Consider the following 17,419-nt stretch of genomic DNA (forward strand, 5'->3'; position numbering starts at 1 on the left):
GAGACGACCACGGCCGCGACGGCTGCGACGGCGACGACCACGGCCGCCATGACGGCTTTGACAGCGAACGAAAGCTTCTTCGACACCGCGGTCGTCGGGGCCGGCGTCATCGGCTGCATGACCGCCCAGCGGGTGCTCGACCACGCCCCCGGCACCACCCTGGCCCTGCTGGACCAGGACGCCGTCGCCGCCGGCGCCACCCGCCGCTCCGCCGGCCTGCACTTCCCGCGCGGCGCCACCGAGCGGGTGCGCCGGATGTCGGCCTTCAGCCAGGACCACTACGCGCGGCTGCGCGCCGACCGTCCCGACCTGCCCATCCGCCCCCTGGGCATGACGGTGGTCGCCGCCGCGGCCGGCGAAGTGGCCGTGCGCGAGGCGTACCTCGACAGCGCCCGGCTCACCCCAGTCGACCGGGTGCCCGGCGGGCTCGTCGAGCTGCCGCCCGGCCACCTCGCCTGGGACGGCGCCGGCTGCCAGTACGCCGACGTGGCCGCCCTCACCCAGATCCTCGCCCGCGAACTGCGCGAGCGCGCCACGGTCCACGAGGGGGTGCGGGTGACCGCGGTGCGCCCCGAGGAGCACGGCATCGTGCTCGACCTGGGCACCGGCCGCACCCTCACCGCCGGCCGGGTGGTCCTCGCCCCCGGGCCCTGGCTCGCCGCCCCCGCCTGGCGGGACCTGGTCGCGCCGCTCGGCGCCCGGGTGAAGAAGGTGGTCGCCCTGCACATCGAGCGCCCGCCCGCGCCCGGGGACCACACCATCGTCCTCCACGACGAGGACGCCTTCCTGCTGCCGCTCCACGAGCGCGGCCACTGGCTGTTCAGCTACACCTGCCAGGAGTGGGACGTCACCCCCGACGAGCTCGGCGACGGCGTGTCGGCCGCGCATCTGCGCGAGGCCCGCGAGGTGCTGGGCCGCTACGCGCCCGCCCTCGTCGACCACTGTGTCTCGGGCCGCGTGTTCTGCGACGCCTACGGCCCGCACGGCGAGCCCCTGGTGACCCCCCTCGCCGGCGACCCGCGCCTGGTCCTCGCCGGCGCGGCGAGCGGCTCCGGCTACCGGCTCGCCCCCGCCATCGCGGCCGAGGCCGCCGGGCTGCTCCCCCCTCCGTGCCGCGAAGAGAAGGACGAGAAGTGATCATCAACAGCTATGACGAGACGGTCCTGAGCGAAGCGTTCGGCATCGACATGGCCGGCGTCGAGGGACTCGGCGTGGGCGCCGGCTGGGGCCGCGTCGCGCCCGGCCGCGCCTCGGACAACCACCAGCACGACGAGACCGAGTTCTTCGTGATCGTCGCCGGCCGCGGCGAGTTCGTCGTCGACGGCGTGCGCCACCCGGCCGCCCCCGGCACCGTGGCGCTCTTCGAGCCCTTCGAGTCCCATGTGCTGGAGAACACCGGCGACACCGACCTGGTCTTCCTGACCCAGTACTGGCGCGACGGGCGGCGGGCGCTCGACTCGGCGCTCTCCGCCCGCCGCAAGGGCTTCGGCGACCGCCCGGTGTTCGTCTTCTCCACCCCGCCCACCCCCAACGGCGACCTCCACCTCGGCCACCTGTCCGGCCCGTACCTCGGCGCCGACGCCTATGTGCGCTTCCAGCGCATGAACGGCACCCGGGCCTGGCACCTCACCGGCAGCGACGACTTCCAGAGCTATGTGCTCGGCGCCGCGCGCGCCGAGAACCGCGGACCGGCCGAGACCGCGGCGCACTACAGCGCCGAGATCGCCGAGACGCTGCGGCTGATGGACATCCCGCTCGACCAGTACACCGTCACCAACGACGACGCCGACTACCCCGAGGGGCTGCGGGAGTTCTTCTCCCGGCTCGTCGCCTCCGGCGGCGTCGCCCCCACCGAGGGCCGCGCGCTCTTCGACGCCGAGACCGGCCGGTATCTGTACGAGGTCGACGTCAAGGGCGCCTGCCCGTCCTGCTCCTCGGGCACCAGCGGCAACATCTGCGAGGAGTGCGGCGAGCCCAACACCGTCGCCGACCTCGGCGATCCCGTCGCCACCCGGACCGGCGCCGTGCCCCGCCCCGGCACCGTCACCCGGTTCAGCCTCCCGCTCCACGAGCACCGCGACACCGTCGCCGACCACCACCGCCTCGGCCGCGTACCGGCCCGGCTGCGCGAGCTCGCCGACCGGCTCTTCCGCCGCCCCGCCCTGGACATCCCGATCACCCACCCCTCCACCTGGGGCGTCACCCCGAGCGAACAGGACACCCGGGACCAGGTGATCTGGGTCTGGCCGGAGATGAGCTACGGCTTCCTGCACGGCATCCAGGCGCTCGGCCGCCGCCTCGGCCGCGACTGGCAGGCGTCCGCCCCGGAGGAGGACTGGAAGATCGTCCACTTCTTCGGCTACGACAACAGCTTCTACCACGCGGTGCTCTACCCCGTGCTGTACAAGCTGGCGCACCCCGGCTGGACGCCCGCCATCGACTACCACGTCAACGAGTTCTACCTGCTGGAGGGCGCCAAGTTCTCCACCAGCCGCCGGCACGCCATCTGGGGCAAGGAGATCCTCGGGCCCGACAGCGTCGACGCCGTCCGCTACTTCCTCGCCGCCACCCGGCCCGAGGGCGAGCGCACCGACTTCCGCCGCTCCGCCTACGACACGACCGTCCGGGACACCCTCATCGGCACCTGGCAGAGCTGGCTGAACGACCTCGGCGACCGCGTGGACAAGGCGTACGAGGGCCTCGCCCCGGACGCGGGCGTGTGGACCCCCGAGCACTCCGCCTTCCTCGCCCGGCTGGGCACCCGGCTGACCGCCCTCACCGGCAGCCTCGACGCCGAGGGCTTCTCGCTGCGCCGGGCCGCGGCCGAGCTGACCGGCATCGTCGAGGACACCGTCGCCTTCTCCCGCCGCGAGGGGCTGCTCGCCGAGGCCGACGGCTGGCGCAGCGAGGCGCGCACCGCCATCGCCCTCGAACTCGCCGCGGCCCGCCTGCTCGCCCACGGCGCGGCCCCCGTCATGCCCCGCTTCGCCGCCCGCCTCGCCGAGGCGCTCGGCCTCGGCGAGACCCCCCTCACCTGGCCGAGCACGGTCGACCTGGTCGCGCCCGGCAGCCGGATACGGCTCGCGCGGACGGAGTTCTTCCCGGCCGTCACCGCGCCCGCCGCCCCGGCCATCGCCGCGTACGACTCCGTCCCGGCCGCTGCCACCGCCGCGTACGATTCCGCGCCGGCCACCGCGTACGACCCGGCCGCCGCGCCCGGGGCGGCCCCGGCCCCCGCCGTCGCCCCCGCGCTGCTGCCCTGGCTCGGCGAACTCGTCCGCACCGTCCTGCCCGAGCCCACCGAACAGGACCTCACCGGCCTCGCCGGCCGCACCCTGGCGTCCCTGGGCACCGGATCGCTGTCGGCCGTCACCCTCCAGTACCAGATCCTCGAACAGCTCGACGTCGACGTCGCCCTCGAGGAGCTCCTCGGCGACCTCGACCTCACGGCCCTGGCCGCGCTCCTGGAGGAACGCGCCGAGCCGGCCGCCGTCCGCACCGTCACCGAGGGCGCCGCATGAGCCCCGTCGACATCATCCGGGAGATCGAGTCGCGCGGGCTGTCGATCACCGTCGAGGGCGGCGACCTGCGACTCCAGGGCACCCGCGACCGGATGGCCCCCGAGTTCATCGCCCGGATCAAGGCCGCCAAGGAAGAGCTGGTCGCCCACCTCACCGAGGAGGCCCGCCGGCTCCGCGGCTTCCCGCTGACCCCCCTCCAGCGCGGCTATCTCCTCGGCCGCGGCGGCATCTTCGAGATCGGCGACGTGGCCAGCCACGTCTACCACGAGATCGAGGGCGTCTGGGACCTCGACCGGCTGGAGACGGCCCTCAACGCCGTGGTGCGCCGGCACGGCGCCCTGCGCTCCCGCTTCGTCGGCGACGACCGGCAGATCACCCACGCCCCCGCCGACGACCTGACCATCACCCGCCACGATCTGCGCGGCGGCGACGAGGAGGACATCCGCCGCGCCCGGCTCGCCCTGCGCGACCGGCTCTCGCACCGGGTGCTTCCCGCCGACCGGGGCCCGCTGCTCGCCGTCGACGCCACCCTCCTGACCGACGACCGCATGGTGCTCCACATCGGCCACGACGGGCTGGTCATGGACGGGATCAGCATGTTCCTGTTCTTCCGCGCCTGGTGGCGGGCGTACGAGCGGGGCGCGGACCCGGCGGCCCCCGAGGAGACGCCCTTCGACGCCTATGTGGCCGCCCTGGAGCGCGCCCGCGGCCGGGCCCCCGCCCAGCGCTCCCGGGACTACTGGCTCGCCCGGGTCGACGACCTCGCGCCCCACCCGGACCTGCCCCTGCGCACCAGCCCCGCCGCCGTGAAGAACGCCCGCTTCTCCCAGCGGCAGGTGCGCCTCGGCGCGGCCGACTGGCGGACCCTCAAGGAGCGCGCCGCGGCCGCCGGGCTCACCCCCTCCGCCCTGCTGCTCGTCGCCTACGGCGAGACCCTCGCCACCTGGGGCGCCGGGGCGCGGTTCACCCTCAACACCACCGTCGCCAACCGGCCGCCGGTGCACCCGCGGATCTTCGAGGCCATCGGCCAGTTCTCCGACCCCATGCTGGTGGAGATCGAGATCGACCGGAGCGTGCCCTTCACCGAGCGGGCCCGCGCGGTGCAGGCCCGGCTCCGCCGCGACCTCGACCACCGCCACTTCTCCGGCATCGAGGTGATGCAGGAGCTCGCCCGCCGCCGCGGCGGGGTGGCCGGCGCCCGCATGCCGTTCACCTTCAACAGCGCCATCGGGCATGTGCAGGGCGACGTCGACGGCTCGGCGCTGGAGCTGTTCGGCCCCGAGACGTACTCCGTCAGCCAGACCCCCCAGGTGTGGCTCAACGCCTTCGCCATGGAGCAGCACGGCGGGCTCGTCGTCCAGCTCGACGGCGTGGACGAGCTGTTCCCCGAGGGGCTGCTCGATGACCTGGCCACCGGCTACCGGACCCTGCTGACCACCCTGCGCGAGGAGCCGGCCTGGCGGCGCACCGCCTTCGACCTGCTGCCCGAGGCCCAGCGGGAGCGGCGCCGCGAGGCCAACGACACCGCCACCGCCCTGCCCGACACCATGCTCGGGGACGCCTTCGTCGCGCGGGCCGCCGAGCACCCGGACGAGCCCGCGGTCATCACCTCCCGGGGCGAACTGAGCTACGGCGAACTGCTCCGGCGCGCCACCCGCGCCGCCCACTGGCTCCGGGAGCGGGGCGTCGGGCGCGACGAACTCGTCGGCCTGGTCATGCACCGCGGCCCGGAACAGATCGTCGGCATCCTCGCCACCGTCCTCGCGGGCGGCGCCTACCTGCCCGTGGACGCGGGCCTGCCGACCGAGCGGCAGCGGTACATGCTCCGCGACGGCCGGGTGCGCCACGTCCTCACCAACGCGGACTGGGACGACCCCGACGGCGAACGCCAGGTGCTGCGCCTCACCGGAACCGGCCCGGCCGGCCCGGGCACCACGGCCGGCCCGGGCACCACGGCCGGTCCGGGCACCACGGCCGGCCCGGACGCCACGGTCGATACGGACGGCCCGTCGGCAGCGGCCCGGGTGCCCGCCCCGCTGCCCGGCGCCACCCCCGACGACCTCGCCTATGTGCTCTACACCTCCGGCACCACCGGCGAGCCCAAGGGCGTGATGGTCAGCCACCGCAGCGTGGCCAACGTCGTCGCCGACTGCGCCCGCCGCTTCGCCATCGGCCCCGGCGACCGGTTCTTCGCCATCAGCGCCTTCAACTTCGACCTGTCCGTGTGGGACGTCTTCGGCGCCCTCTCGGCCGGCGCGGCCCTGGTCGTGCCGGACCGGGACAAGGCCGTCGACCCCGCCCACTGGCTGGAGCTGTGCGAGACCGCCGGTGTCACCGTGTGGAACTCGGTGCCCGCCATCGTCTCCCTCCTCCACGACCAGGCCGTGGCCGACGGCGTCGTGCCGCCCGCCCTGCGCCTGGTGATGATGAGCGGCGACCGCGTCCCGCCGGCCCTCCCGGCCGCGCTGCGCCGCCTCGTGCCGGGCCTCGACGTCGTCTCGCTCGGCGGGCCCACCGAGACGACGATCTGGAACATCCTCCACCCGGTGGGGCCGGAGGAGGACGGCAGCGAGTCCATCCCGTACGGCCGCCCCAACGCCAACAACCGCGCCTACGTCCTGGACCGGGACGGGCTCGACGCCCCCGACTGGGTCACCGGCGAGATCTGCGCCGCCGGCACCGGACTGGCCCGCGGCTACTGGGCCGACGAGCGGCGCACCGCCGAACGGTTCGTCCACGACCCCCGGCTCGGCGAGCGGATCTACCGCACCGGCGACCTCGGCCGCTACCTCCCCGACGGCTCCATCGCGATCCTCGGCCGCGGCGACTTCCAGATCAAGGTCAACGGCTACCGCATCGAGGCCGGGGAGGTGGAGACCCGGCTCACCGCCCTGGACGCCGTCCGGCGGGCCGTGGTCGCCGGCCGGCCCGGCGCGCGCGGCGACCGGCTGGTGGCCCACCTCGTACCGGCCGGCGAGGAGCGGCCCACCGACGCCGAACTGCGCCGGGCGCTCCGCCGCGACCTGCCCGAGTACATGATCCCCTCGGCCGTGGTCTGGCACGACGCCCTGCCCCTGACCCGCAACGGCAAGGTGGACCGCAAGGCGCTGGCCGCCCTGGACGTCGACGCCGACCGGTCCGCCGCCGACGGCACCACCGCTCCGGCCGGGGGCGATGCGCCCGCCTCCGAGACGGAACGCGTGCTCACCGGCGTCTGGTCCTCGGTGCTGCGCGGCGCCCGGGTGGGCCCGCTCGACAGCCTGCCCGCGCTCGGCGGCGACTCCATCGCCGCGGCCCGCATCCTCACCGTCGTCCGCAAGGAGTTCAAGGTGGCCATTCCGCTCGATCTCATGACCGAGCTGGGGACCGTGCGCGCGATGGCCGGCCATGTCGACCGGGTGCTGGCCGGCCGCGCGGAGCAGGGGGCACGGGCGTGAGCGGCTCGCCGATCAACCGGATCGTCTCGGGCCCGCCCACCGCCGGCGGCCGGATCTCCTTCGCCCGCCTCGACGGCATCCACTCGCTGAGCCTGGCCGACCTGTACGAGCGCGCCGGCCGGGTGGCGGTGCGGCTGTACGAGATGGGGGTGCGCCCCGGCGACCGGATCGGCGTCCTCGCCCCCAACCGCCTCGAATGGGTGCTGCTCGACCTCGCCGCGCTGCGCCTCAAGGTGGAGACGGCCGGCCTCGAACCCGGCAAGTTCGAGCCCTCGGCCGAGCTCATGGCCCGCTACGACCTCGAACTGCTCTTCAGCGACCGGCCCTCGGACGCCCCGGGGGTCGTGCCCATCGCCGAGGTCCAACGGCTCGCCGAGAAGCCGCTGGACGGCGCCGGGCCCCCGGTGGCGCACTACGGGCCCGAGGAGACCACCACCGTCAAGTTCACCTCCGGCAGCACCGGCGTGCCCAAGGGCCTCGCCGCCACCGTCGGCAGCATCGACAGCTCGCTGAGCGCCGTCCAGGAGATGTTCGCCCACGGCCCCGGCGACGACGTGTTCGTCTTCCTCCCGCTCTCCCTCCTCCAGCAGCGGTACTGGATCTACTCCGCGCTCGCCTGGGGACACGACGTCACCATCAGCACCTACGAGGCCGCCTTCGCCGTCCTGCCCAGGGTGAGCCCCACCGTCGTCATGGGCGTGCCCGCGTTCTTCGAGACGGCCAGGCGCCACATCGAGGCCCGCGCCCGCCGGCTCGCCACCGCGTCCGGCACCCCCGAGGAGGCCGTACGGGACGCCGCCCGGCGGCTGTTCGGCCCCCGGGTGCGCTACCTGTGGACCGGCTCCGCCCCGGCGAGCGCCACCGTCCTGCGCTTCTTCACCGACGACGCCGGGCTTCCCCTCTACGAGGGCTACGGGCTCAACGAGACCTGCATCGTCGCCAAGAACCACCCCGGGGCGAGCAGGGAGGGCAGCGTCGGCAAGGTGCTGCCGGGCAAGGAGGTGCTGATCGGCGAGGACGGCGTCATCAGCGTCCGCGCCGACCACCCCGTCAACACCGCGTACGCCTACGCCGCGCCCGGCGACTCCGAACGCGTCTTCGGCCCCGACGGCACCGTGCGCACCGGCGACCTCGGCCACCTCGACGAGGACGGCTTCCTGTTCGTCCGGGGCCGCGCCGACGACGTCATCGTGCTCGACAACGGCAAGAAGATCGTCGTACGGCCCATCGAGGAACGGATGGCCGCGGACCCCGCCATCGCCGAGTGCGTGCTGTTCTGCCCCCACCAGACCGAGCTCGTGGCCGTGGTCTCCCCGGCCTCCGTGCCCGCCGACCCCGAGGCCGTCGCGGCCCGGCTCGCCCTCGTCAACGAGGCCCTCGAACCGGACGAGCGCATCCGCCGCGCGGTGGTCGCCACCGAGCCCTTCAGCATCGAGGGCGGCCTGCTCACCTCCCAGTTCAAGCCCAAGCGCCGACAGATTCTCGCCGCGTACCGGCGCGAGATCCACGACCCCACGGAAGGCATCCATGCGCCCTGACACCGCACCCGTATCCGAGTCCGCGCCGACGCCCGCGGCCGCCCCCGCGCCGACGCCCGCCGCTCTCGACCCCACCGCTCTCGACCCCGCCGTCGAGACCGCCGCCCGGGAGATCCTCTCCTCGCTGCTGGTCACCGAGGTGGCCCCCGACACCCTCGACCTCGACGCCACCATGGCCGACGCCTACGGGCTCACCTCCCTCAACAAGGTCCTCTTCCTCACCTCGCTCTGCGACGAGACCGGCGTGGACCTGGCCCACTTCACCGAACACGACCTCGCCGGGATGCGCACCCTGCGCGAGGTCGTCACCTCCCTCACCCGGCACACCCCGAAGGCGGCCTGACCATGAGCTGGAACCTGACCGCGGCGGCCACCCTGGAGAACGAGCACGTCCTCCTGCGCCCCATCGCCCCCGAGGACCGCGAGGGCGTCCGCGCCGTCGCCATGGACCCCGAGATCTGGCGCTACTTCGTCTCCCTCGTCGAGACCGACGCCGACTTCGAGACCTTCTTCGACGCCACCCTCGCCGACCACGCCGCCGGCCGCCGCGTCGTGCGCGTCATCGTCGACAAGAGCACCGGCCGGATCGCCGGCAGCATGAGCTACGGCAACATGGCCGAGGCCGACGCCCGGCTGGAGATCGGCTGGTCCTGGCTGGGCCGCGACTTCCAGGGCCGGGGCGTCAACCGCTGGGCCAAGTACCTGCTGCTGGAGCACGCCTTCGAGCGCATGGGCGCCGAACGGGTCGAGTTCAAGACCGACGAGCTCAACACCCAGGCCCGGCGCGGGCTGCGCAACATCGGCGCCGTGGAGGAGGGCACCTTCCGCAGCTACAACTACATGCCGGGCGGCCGGCGCCGCGACGCCGTCTTCTACAGCATCCTGCGCGCCGACTGGCCCCGGGTGAAGCAGCAGCTGGCCACCCGCCCCAAGGTCACCGACACCGTCGCGGGCGCCGTCGGATGACCACCGGCGGGGGCATCCCCCACATCCAGGCGTCCGGCGCCCCCTTCGCCGTCGGACAGGCCCACGGCCGAGCCCTCGCCACCCCCCTCCGGTCCTTCCTCGACGACTCGCTCTGCCGGCTCAACAAGGTCATGCAGACACCGGTCACGATGGACGAGCTGCTGCCGTCGATCGCCGCCTACCGGGCGGCGGTCGCGGCGGCCGCGCCCGACCTGGCCGAGGAGGTCCGCGGGCTCGCCGCCGGCGCCCGCCTGACCGACGAGGAGGCGTGGCTGCTCCAACTCCGCCGCGAGATCATGGGCTACCGCAAGGTCCCCACCATGGGCGACTGCACCACGTACGCCCGCACCGGCCCCGAGGCCGACGGGCGGCCCGTCCTGGCCCAGACCGTCGACCTCAACGGCGACCTCGACGACCACATCGCCGTCCTGGAGATCGCCCGCGCGGGCTCCCCGCGCCGCTCCCTGGTCCTCAGCTTCGGCGGGCTCCTCGGCTACCTCGGCCTCAACAGCGACGGCCTCGCCATCGGGCTCAACCTCGTGCTCGGCGGCGACTGGCGGCCCGGACTGCCGCCGTACCTGGCCATCCGCCACCTCCTCGACACGGCGGGCAGCGTGGCCGAGGCACTGGCCGCGCTGCGCGGACTGCGGCTGGCCAGCTCCCGCTCGCTGACCCTGTGCGATGCCGACGGGGCGGCCTGGGTCGAAGTCCTCGGGGACGAGCTGCGGGTCACCAGGACCAGCCGCCCCGTCCACACCAACCACTTCCTCCACCCCGACCTCGCCCCCCGCGACGAGATCAACGTCTTCGCCCGCAACTCCTCCCGGCGCCGGCTGGACGCGGCCACCGCCGCGCTCGCCGGGCTGCCCGCCGGCGCGGGCCCCGAGGACCACTTCGCGGTGCTCTCCGAGCCGCCCGTCCGGGTGCCCGACAACGGCGACATCCGTCGGGAGAGGACGGTCGCCGCCGTCGTCATGCGGCCGGACCTCGGCGAACTCCACGTGCGGCGGGGGGACCCCGCGCTCACGACGACCGAGGTGTTCCGGCTCGGGTCGCGGGCGGCGGTGCCGTCGGAGGCGCGCGGCGCGGGGGCCGGCACGTGACAGCCGTGGAGGCGTGGCTGGTGGACCTGGCCGCGCACGGCCCCGCGCCCCCCGGGCGCGACCTCGCCGGGCTCCTCGCGGAGGACGAGCGCCGCCGCGCGGCGGCCTTCGTCCACGAGGAGCCCGCCCGCCGCTTCGTCGCCGCCCGGCTCGCCCTGCGCGAGCTGCTCGGCAGCCGCCTGGGGGAGCGGCCGGGGGCGGTACGGATCGCCGGCACCCCGGCCGGGAAGCCGTACCTCCCCGACCACCCCGGGCTCGGTCTGAGCTGGTCCCGCTCCCGGGACCTGCTGCTCCTGGCGCTCGCCGAGAACGCGCCCGTCGGGGTGGACATCGAGGAGCTCACGGAGGTGCCGGAGGCGGCGGAGGTCCTCGCCACGGTCTGTCCGGCGCTCCCGGCCGTACGGGACGCGGTGACGTTCCTCCGCGCGTGGACGTTGCTGGAGGCCGCGGTCAAGGCGACCGGTCGTGGGCTCGCCCACGGGGCGCGTGAGGTCGATCTCGCCCTCGACGCGGGTGGTGGGGTCACGTTGCGAGGCATCGCGGGCGGTGTGTGGCCCTCCACGACGCGGTGGCTGACGCCCGGCTCGGGCCCCCCGGCCCTCGCCTCTTTCGTCTGCGCGGGTGACGACATGTCCCTCACGCTCCATGAGTGACGCCCATGCCCCGCCCTCCGGGCGGGGGGACCCGCCGGCCTCTATCCGAGCGTGCGCATCGCCTCGACGACCTCGCCCACCGCCGCATGGGGGATCGCCGTGGCGGCCTCCTCGAGGACGAGCAGCCGCGCCCCAGGGATCTCGCGCGCGAGCGCCTCGCCGTTGCCGACGGGGAAGAACCGGTCGCGGCGGCCGTGGACGACGAGTGTGGGGACCCCGATCTGGGGCAGGCGCTCGCGCCAGCGGGGCGCGCAGTCGAGCCCGGCGAACACCATGCCCATCTGGTTGGCCATGTGGACCGCGGGCGCGGTGCCGGGCGTGCGGTCCCAGACGCGCGCGGCGATCGCGCGCGCGGCGACGGGGTCGTCGCCGCGGATCTCCGCACCGGCGGCGGCGAACTCCGCGACCGCCTCGCGGTCGGTCCAGTCGGGCATCGGACGCGCGAACAGCCGGCTCATCGTCGCCTGGTCATGGCCGGGGAGGTCGTCGTCGGGCGGGCCGGGGGCGACCGCGCGGGTGCCGACCAGGGTGAGCGCCGAGAACGCGCCCGGATGGTCGAGCGCGGCCACCTGGGCGACCATCCCGCCGACGCCGATCCCCGCGAGGTGCGCGGGGCGGCCGCCGAGCACGTCGGCGAGGGCCGCCGCGTCGGCGGCGAGGTCGCGCAGGGTGTAGGCGGGCGCCTCCGGCTCCGCCGTCGTCGACTCCCCGCTGTCGCGCAGGTCGTAGCGCACGACGCGGTGCCCGCGGGCGGCGAGGCGCTCGCACAGTGTGTCGGGCCAGGAGAGCATTGTCGTCCCGCCCGCGAGCAGGACGAGTGGTGCGTCGTCGTCACCGAACGACTCGATGCCCAAGGTGATTTCATTGGCGTTGACGGTGGTCATCGGATCACCCCAGGACGTCGGCGCGCCGCGCGCGGGTTCGCGCGACGCCCCCATTGTCCGCGACGCGAGCGTCAAGGCTTTCCCGCCCCTCCGGGGCGGGGGTGGGGTGGTGTTTGCGCGCCCCTGGGGTGCGGGTGTCGGTGCCGCACCGGGGTACCTCCTCGGCGGCGCACGTGCACGTGGTTTCTTCGGCTTTCTCGCCGTCTCGTGCGCCGCGCTGCGGGGGCACCCCGCTACGTCCCCTCCGGCGGTTGGGGCGCACAAAGCGGGGTGGGGGTTCTCGCGCTCCCTGTGTGCCCAATTCCGGACGGATGCGCGACCTGCCGGCCGCAACCACCGATGGTTATTCACCCCCTACCGCGGGCGCGCCGCAATACCGGCCGGAGGGGACGTGGCGGGGTGCCCCCGCAGCGCGGCGCACATCACCCCACAGAGAGCCGAAAAACAACCCGCACGGTGCGCCGCCGAGGAGGTACCCCGGCGCGGCACCGACCCACCCACGAACAGAGCGCACGACCGCAACCCCCACTACCCGCGCCGAAGGCGCGGGAACAACAGGTCGGGCACCTCACGGACAACGACAACGTGGACGTCGGGCAACCCGGGCCGGAGGGCGTCACGTCACGTCGACAGGCAACGTGAACGTGGGCGTCGGAAACCCCCGGAGGGACACGCCCCGTTCCTGACTTGAAGTCAAATGCGTAACCTGAGTCACCTGATTGTGCGTCAGCTACGCCACCCAGTGAGCAGGAGCGGGCACGAACGATGCTTGGATCGACTCATGGCACCCTGACCACCGGCACCCGCCCGGCCCGCGTCGCCGCCTGCGGGGACCGCGTCCCGCCGCCGGCCGCCCCCGGCGACCCCCGTATCGAGGGGACCCAGGACGTCGAGCGGGACGTCGGCGGACGCCCCCTGCGCGCGGCCGTCCCGGACCTGGACCGGCTGTTCAGGCCGGAAACGCTCGCCGTCATCGGCCCCACGGGCGGCGAGGACGAGGACCGGATCACGCGCGAGGTCGTCGCCTGGGCGCGGCGCATCGGCGCCCGGCCGCACACCGTCCACCCGGCCCACGCCGGACCGTGCGCCGAGCGCTGCCGGCCCTCCGTCGCCGAACTGCCCGAACGCATCGACCTCGCCGTGCTGTTGAACCCGGCGACGCTCGACGCCGAGGACGACACCACGAACCCCACCCTGGAGGACCTCGCCCGAGCGAGGCCCCGCTTCGTCGTGGCGCTGGGCCCCACCCCCGCCCCGGAGGGGCGGGAAAGCTTGTGGCGGCCGAAGGCCGGGGCAAAGGCCCCGCGCCTTCGGCGCGGGAAAAAGGGGCGCGGCCGGAGGCCGGGGAACGACACGCGTGTGACAGGAGTAAGCCGCGTGAACGACGAGAGGCCGCGTGAATCGAGAGGCGCACGGGGGCGCGCCCAGGGCCACAACCCCTTGCGAGGTAGGCGCGACCGCGCCTACCTCGCCGGCTTGCGCCCGGTGATACCGAGGTGAACGAGCAACGCCAAATTCGGCTTGAGCTCCGCCTGCTTGACGCCCCAGCTCTGAAAACCCTTCTGGTGCGAGGCGACCGCGGCCAGCATCGCGACGAGCGACCCCGCGACGGCCGCCGCGCTGACGTCCTTGTCGACCTTGCCCTTGGTCTGGAGCTCCTTGACGGAGTCCGTGAGGGAGTTGGTGACGGCGTTGAGGATCTTCATGCGGATCTTGTAGAACCGCTTGTCGCCCTCCGCCGCGCCGAGGTCGATGACGCGCAGAATCGCGTCGTGCTTGCGCCAGAACGTGAGGAAGCCGTCGACCAGCTCCTCCGCCGTCTGCCAGGCGGACTTGCCGACCCAGGAGCGCCCGGCGACGAGCTCGGTGAGGCTCGCGCCCTCCTTGGCCATCTCCTCGGCGATCTCCAGCACGGCGCCTTCGACGTCGGGGAAGTACTGGTAGAAGGTCGCGGGCGAGGTTCCCGCCTTCCGGGCGACGTCGATGACCTTGACGTCTCGGTACGGCGAGGAGGAGAGCATCTCGCTGAGGCAGTCGAGCAGCTTCTGCCGCGTCGCCTGCCCGCGGCGCCCGGCCACCCGGCCGTCCACGGTGCGAACTTGTCCTGTCATGCCGTCAGCTTACCGAGGGGTGATCGGAGCGCGATTCGACTGCGTGCAAATGGGGAGGGCGCTCAGGGGCGCCGCGAATCGCCAGTTCAGCACGGGGTCGTGGGGGAAATTGCCGAGGTCCGGATACGCCGTGCGGGTGGCTCCGGCGGCCGGGACGCGCACCGGCCGGAGCGCTTCGTCAACAGGCTGTGGACGACGGCCCGCGCCCGGCCCCGTACCGTGGCCCGACCCCGTACCGCGCCCCGCCCCGTAGCGCCGCCGGCCGGGGCCCGCAACGGCGCGTCCCCCGCCCCCGTACGGCGGGACGGGGGTTCATCAGCCGCTTTCCCGGGCGTAACGCCCGATCCGCCATTAGCGTAGCGATTGCGACACCGACCGTATCCGTACGCATGGGAGGACCCGGCGCCATGGCCCCATACGCGGAGGGCGTGCCCTGTTGGGCCGATGCCATGCTCCCGGACCTGGAGGCGGGCAAGCGCTTCTACGGCGAGCTGTTCGGCTGGACGTTCGGGGAGTCCGAGCGGCGGCACGGCTACTACACGACCGCGCTGCGCGGCCCGCGCAAGGTCGCGGCCCTGATGCCCAAGCAGGACGGGCGGATGCCCACCGTGTGGGGGGTGTACTTCGCCACCGCGAACATCCGGGCGACGGTCGGCCGCATCCGGGAGGCCGGCGGCCAGGTCATCACCAACCCGATGGAGGTCGGCGAGTTCGGCAGCCTGGCGGTGGCCATGGACCCCGGCGGGGCGGTGTTCGGGCTGTGGCAGGCGGGCACCCACGAGGGGTTCGAGGTGCAGCGGGAGCCCGGCAGCTATGTGTGGACGGAGGTCTACACCCGCGCCAAGGACTCCGTCGACGCCTTCTACCGGGAGATCTTCGGCTATGTGGGCCAGGACGCCGGCGAGGACGGCTTCGACTTCGCCATGTGGTCGCCGGCCGGTTCCCGGCCGGGGCCGGACACGGCGGTCTGCGGCCGCGGGGTGATCGACGAGAGCTTCCCCGAGGCGATGCCCTCGCACTTCCTCGTCTACTTCGCGGTGGAGGACTGCGACGAGGCGGTGCGCACCACGCTCCGGCTCGGCGGCCGGACGGTGAGCGAACCGGAGAACACCCCGTACGGCAGATTCGCCATCCTCGTCGACAACCAGGGCGCGAGCTTCGCGGTCATCGACACCGTGGACTGAAGGGGGATGGGAGCGGTGGGGGACGGTGTCATCCGGCGCGATGGTGGGAGGGTGGCGTCACCCGGCGTGCCGGTGGGAGGGCGGGGTGACCCAGCGCACCGGCTGCCCGGTGACGGCGGCGATCGCCTCGTACGCCCCGTCGTGGTGGAGCACGGCCGCGCCGTGGTGCTCGGCGGTCGCGGCGACGACCAGGGCCGCCAGCGGCACGGCCCGCGCGGCGGCGGGGCCGTGCCGGAGCAGCAGCCGACGGCGGACGCGGGCGGCGCGCCGCCAGCACGCGTCCGGTGTGGTCAGCCGGTCGAAGCCGCGCAGCAGGGCGAGGGCGCGGTCGGCGTCCTCGGGGGTGCGGGCGCCGTGCAGCAGCTCCGTCTCGACGGCGCCGCAGACGGCCAGCAGACCCCGGTCGGAGAGGTCGTCCAGCACGGCCGCCGCGACGGGTTCGCCGCGGCGGGCGGCGAACGCGGAGGGGTCGACGAGGAAGCGGAAGCTCACGCCGGGCGGCGGTGTCACGCCGACGCGCCCGGCCCGTCCGACGCCCGTGGCCGGTCCGACGTGCCCGGCCCGTCCGGCGCGGGGGCCGCCGCCGGGGCGTCGAGGTCGGGCAGGCCGCCCTCGTCCAGCCAGGCGAAGAACCGCTGGCGCCGGCGCCGCCGGACCGCGTCCTCCAGGGCTGCGTTCACCGTGGCGACCTTGGTCGTCGTACCGAAGATCTTCGCCGCCTCGGCGAGCATCTCGTCATTGAGATCGATGACGGTCCGTGCCATGCGCCCTCCCCGGAGCGAGCCGGTCGGATCACTCCGATGATATCGAGATAGGAGAAGATAGATATCCCTCGAAAGGGTGATGAGAGGGGGCGCGGACCGAGCCGGACTCGTCTGCGTACATACCGGTGACACCCCGATCCGCCCCCGGGTTCGCAACCGCCGCCTTCGCCAGGAAGAATCAGGTTCCGTACCCCCGGACGGTAGGTGGTGAGACGCTGCACGGGGCGACGTCGTGAATACGCCCCTACGGGGAGGTGGCAGGCAAGTGGTGGAGCAGCTGACCCAGCACGACCCGAGGCGGATCGGGCCGTTCGAGGTGCTCGGCCGACTCGGTGCCGGTGGCATGGGGCTGGTCTATCTCGCCCGGTCGGCGTCGGGCCGGCGGGTGGCGATCAAGACGGTGCGCACGGAGCTCGCCGAGGACCAGCTGTTCCGGGTCCGCTTCACCCGCGAGGTGGAGGCCGCCCGCGCGGTCAGCGGCTTCTACACCGCCGCCGTCGTGGACGCCGACCCGCGGGCCGCCGTGCCGTGGCTGGCCACCGCGTACGTCCCCGCGCCCTCGCTGGAGGAGATCGTCCACGAGTGCGGCCCGCTGCCCGCGCAGGCGGTCCGCTGGCTCGCCGCGGGCATCGCCGAGGCCCTGCAGTCCATCCACGGCGCCGGGCTGGTGCACCGCGATCTGAAGCCCTCCAACGTCCTTGTCGTCGAGGACGGCCCCCGCGTGATCGACTTCGGGATCGCGTCCGGGGTCTCCAACACCCGGCTGACCATGACCAATGTCGCCGTGGGCACCCCCGCGTACATGTCCCCCGAGCAGGCGCGGGACTCGCGCAGCGTCACCGGCGCCAGCGATGTGTTCTCGCTCGGCTCCACCCTCGTCTTCGCCGCCACCGGTCACGCCCCCTTCCACGGGGCCAACCCGGTGGAGACGGTCTTCATGCTGCTGCGCGAGGGGCCCGACCTGGAAGGGCTCCCGACCGAGCTGCGGCCGCTCATCGAGTCCTGCATGCAGATGACCGCCGAGCACCGGCCCAGCCCGGCCGATCTCCAGGCGCAGCTGGCGCCGCATCTGTTCGCCTCCGACGCGGAGGACAGCGGTTCCGCCTCGGCCTGGCTGCCCGGCCGGGCCGTCTCGATGATCGAACAGCGGCGCGGGGGCCGTACGACCGGTTCGCCCCGGGCCGCGGGTGCGGGTGCGGGTATGGGTGCGGGCGTGGGTGGTGCGGGTGGCGCGGGCGCCGGTGCGCGCGCCGGCGCC

15 protein-coding genes are annotated in these 17,419 nt (G+C 74.2%); 11 read left to right on the forward strand and 4 right to left on the reverse strand.

The features are described from left to right. Nucleotides 1–57 precede the first annotated feature (57 nt). From ACSNOD_RS08650 to ACSNOD_RS08685, 8 genes are read left to right on the forward strand one after another with little or no spacing between them, the layout of a single operon-like run. Nucleotides 58–1,137: an NAD(P)/FAD-dependent oxidoreductase gene (locus ACSNOD_RS08650; protein ID WP_436766196.1), complete on the forward strand. Its 1,080-nt coding sequence runs from the start codon at nucleotides 58–60 to the stop codon at nucleotides 1,135–1,137. Beyond that, entirely contained in the window at nucleotides 1,134–3,521 is a 2,388-nt protein-coding gene (locus tag ACSNOD_RS08655) for a class I tRNA ligase family protein (protein WP_436766197.1), read from the forward strand. Before ACSNOD_RS08650 ends, ACSNOD_RS08655 begins: the two co-directional genes overlap by 4 nt. After that, entirely contained in the window at nucleotides 3,518–6,958 is a 3,441-nt protein-coding gene (locus tag ACSNOD_RS08660; RefSeq protein ID WP_436766198.1) for an amino acid adenylation domain-containing protein, read from the forward strand. Before ACSNOD_RS08655 ends, ACSNOD_RS08660 begins: the two co-directional genes overlap by 4 nt. Beyond that, nucleotides 6,955–8,496 (forward strand): AMP-binding protein, encoded by a 1,542-nt coding sequence (locus ACSNOD_RS08665; RefSeq protein ID WP_436766199.1) that lies wholly within the window; start codon nucleotides 6,955–6,957, stop codon nucleotides 8,494–8,496. Before ACSNOD_RS08660 ends, ACSNOD_RS08665 begins: the two co-directional genes overlap by 4 nt. Then, nucleotides 8,486–8,839, forward strand: a complete 354-nt coding sequence (locus tag ACSNOD_RS08670) for an acyl carrier protein (protein ID WP_436766200.1) — start codon at nucleotides 8,486–8,488, stop codon at nucleotides 8,837–8,839. The genes ACSNOD_RS08665 and ACSNOD_RS08670 overlap by 11 nt, the downstream gene beginning before the upstream one ends. Nucleotides 8,840–8,841: 2 nt before the next feature. Then, nucleotides 8,842–9,462 carry a GNAT family N-acetyltransferase gene (locus tag ACSNOD_RS08675; protein ID WP_436766201.1) on the forward strand — a complete coding sequence of 207 codons (621 nt, stop codon included), beginning with the start codon at nucleotides 8,842–8,844 and terminating at the stop codon, nucleotides 9,460–9,462. Then, nucleotides 9,459–10,565, forward strand: a complete 1,107-nt coding sequence (locus ACSNOD_RS08680; RefSeq protein ID WP_436766202.1) for a C45 family autoproteolytic acyltransferase/hydolase — start codon at nucleotides 9,459–9,461, stop codon at nucleotides 10,563–10,565. Before ACSNOD_RS08675 ends, ACSNOD_RS08680 begins: the two co-directional genes overlap by 4 nt. Further along, nucleotides 10,562–11,218 (forward strand): 4'-phosphopantetheinyl transferase family protein, encoded by a 657-nt coding sequence (locus ACSNOD_RS08685; protein WP_436766203.1) that lies wholly within the window; start codon nucleotides 10,562–10,564, stop codon nucleotides 11,216–11,218. Before ACSNOD_RS08680 ends, ACSNOD_RS08685 begins: the two co-directional genes overlap by 4 nt. A gap of 41 nt (nucleotides 11,219–11,259) precedes the next feature. Here ACSNOD_RS08685 and ACSNOD_RS08690 read toward each other — a convergent pair whose 3' ends face one another. Then, nucleotides 11,260–12,102, reverse strand: coding sequence for an alpha/beta fold hydrolase (locus ACSNOD_RS08690; RefSeq protein ID WP_436766204.1), 843 nt, complete (start codon nucleotides 12,100–12,102; stop codon nucleotides 11,260–11,262). Nucleotides 12,103–12,867: 765 nt separating this feature from the next. On the opposite strand from ACSNOD_RS08690, the gene ACSNOD_RS08695 reads away from it, so the two are divergent. After that, the gene (locus tag ACSNOD_RS08695) at nucleotides 12,868–13,602 is read left to right on the forward strand and encodes a hypothetical protein (RefSeq protein WP_436766205.1); all 735 of its coding nucleotides are present in this window, start codon (nucleotides 12,868–12,870) and stop codon (nucleotides 13,600–13,602) included. Here the strand turns inward: ACSNOD_RS08695 and ACSNOD_RS08700 are convergent. Then, complete coding sequence (locus ACSNOD_RS08700) at nucleotides 13,566–14,213, reverse strand: TetR family transcriptional regulator (protein ID WP_436766206.1); 648 nt, start codon at nucleotides 14,211–14,213, stop codon at nucleotides 13,566–13,568. The two genes, ACSNOD_RS08695 and ACSNOD_RS08700, sit on opposite strands and share 37 nt — an antisense overlap. A 407-nt stretch (nucleotides 14,214–14,620) precedes the next feature. Here ACSNOD_RS08700 and ACSNOD_RS08705 point away from each other — a divergent pair, with 407 nt between their 5' ends. Continuing rightward, a complete protein-coding gene (locus tag ACSNOD_RS08705; protein WP_436766207.1) occupies nucleotides 14,621–15,397 on the forward strand; it encodes a VOC family protein in 777 nt (258 codons plus the stop codon). Nucleotides 15,398–15,454: 57 nt separating this feature from the next. On the opposite strand, the gene ACSNOD_RS08710 is transcribed toward ACSNOD_RS08705, so the two are convergent. Both ACSNOD_RS08710 and ACSNOD_RS08715 read right to left on the reverse strand, forming a co-directional pair. Beyond that, nucleotides 15,455–15,889 carry a PIN domain-containing protein gene (locus tag ACSNOD_RS08710; RefSeq protein ID WP_436766208.1) on the reverse strand — a complete coding sequence of 145 codons (435 nt, stop codon included), beginning with the start codon at nucleotides 15,887–15,889 and terminating at the stop codon, nucleotides 15,455–15,457. Between the two features lie 14 nt (nucleotides 15,890–15,903). Beyond that, nucleotides 15,904–16,161, reverse strand: coding sequence for a type II toxin-antitoxin system VapB family antitoxin (locus tag ACSNOD_RS08715; RefSeq protein WP_436766209.1), 258 nt, complete (start codon nucleotides 16,159–16,161; stop codon nucleotides 15,904–15,906). 265 nt (nucleotides 16,162–16,426) lie between these two features. Between ACSNOD_RS08715 and ACSNOD_RS08720 the strand changes: the two genes are divergently transcribed. Next, nucleotides 16,427–17,419: serine/threonine-protein kinase (locus ACSNOD_RS08720; RefSeq protein ID WP_436766210.1), on the forward strand; the 993-nt coding region annotated here is incomplete at its 3' end.

Origin of the sequence: Streptomyces sp. URMC 123, assembly GCF_051386515.1 — a bacterium.
Lineage (GTDB): Bacteria > Actinomycetota > Actinomycetes > Streptomycetales > Streptomycetaceae > Streptomyces.

Coding starts and splice junctions, on each gene's coding strand:
- ACSNOD_RS08660 (WP_436766198.1), top strand. CDS start 3,518: ATGAGCCCCGTCGACATCATCCGGGAGATCGAGTCGCGCGGGCTGTCG.
- ACSNOD_RS08670 (WP_436766200.1), top strand. CDS start 8,486: ATGCGCCCTGACACCGCACCCGTATCCGAGTCCGCGCCGACGCCCGCG.
- ACSNOD_RS08675 (WP_436766201.1), top strand. CDS start 8,842: ATGAGCTGGAACCTGACCGCGGCGGCCACCCTGGAGAACGAGCACGTC.
- ACSNOD_RS08680 (WP_436766202.1), top strand. CDS start 9,459: ATGACCACCGGCGGGGGCATCCCCCACATCCAGGCGTCCGGCGCCCCC.
- ACSNOD_RS08690 (WP_436766204.1), bottom strand. CDS start 12,102: ATGACCACCGTCAACGCCAATGAAATCACCTTGGGCATCGAGTCGTTC.
- ACSNOD_RS08695 (WP_436766205.1), top strand. CDS start 12,868: ATGCTTGGATCGACTCATGGCACCCTGACCACCGGCACCCGCCCGGCC.
- ACSNOD_RS08700 (WP_436766206.1), bottom strand. CDS start 14,213: ATGACAGGACAAGTTCGCACCGTGGACGGCCGGGTGGCCGGGCGCCGC.
- ACSNOD_RS08705 (WP_436766207.1), top strand. CDS start 14,621: ATGGCCCCATACGCGGAGGGCGTGCCCTGTTGGGCCGATGCCATGCTC.
- ACSNOD_RS08715 (WP_436766209.1), bottom strand. CDS start 16,161: ATGGCACGGACCGTCATCGATCTCAATGACGAGATGCTCGCCGAGGCG.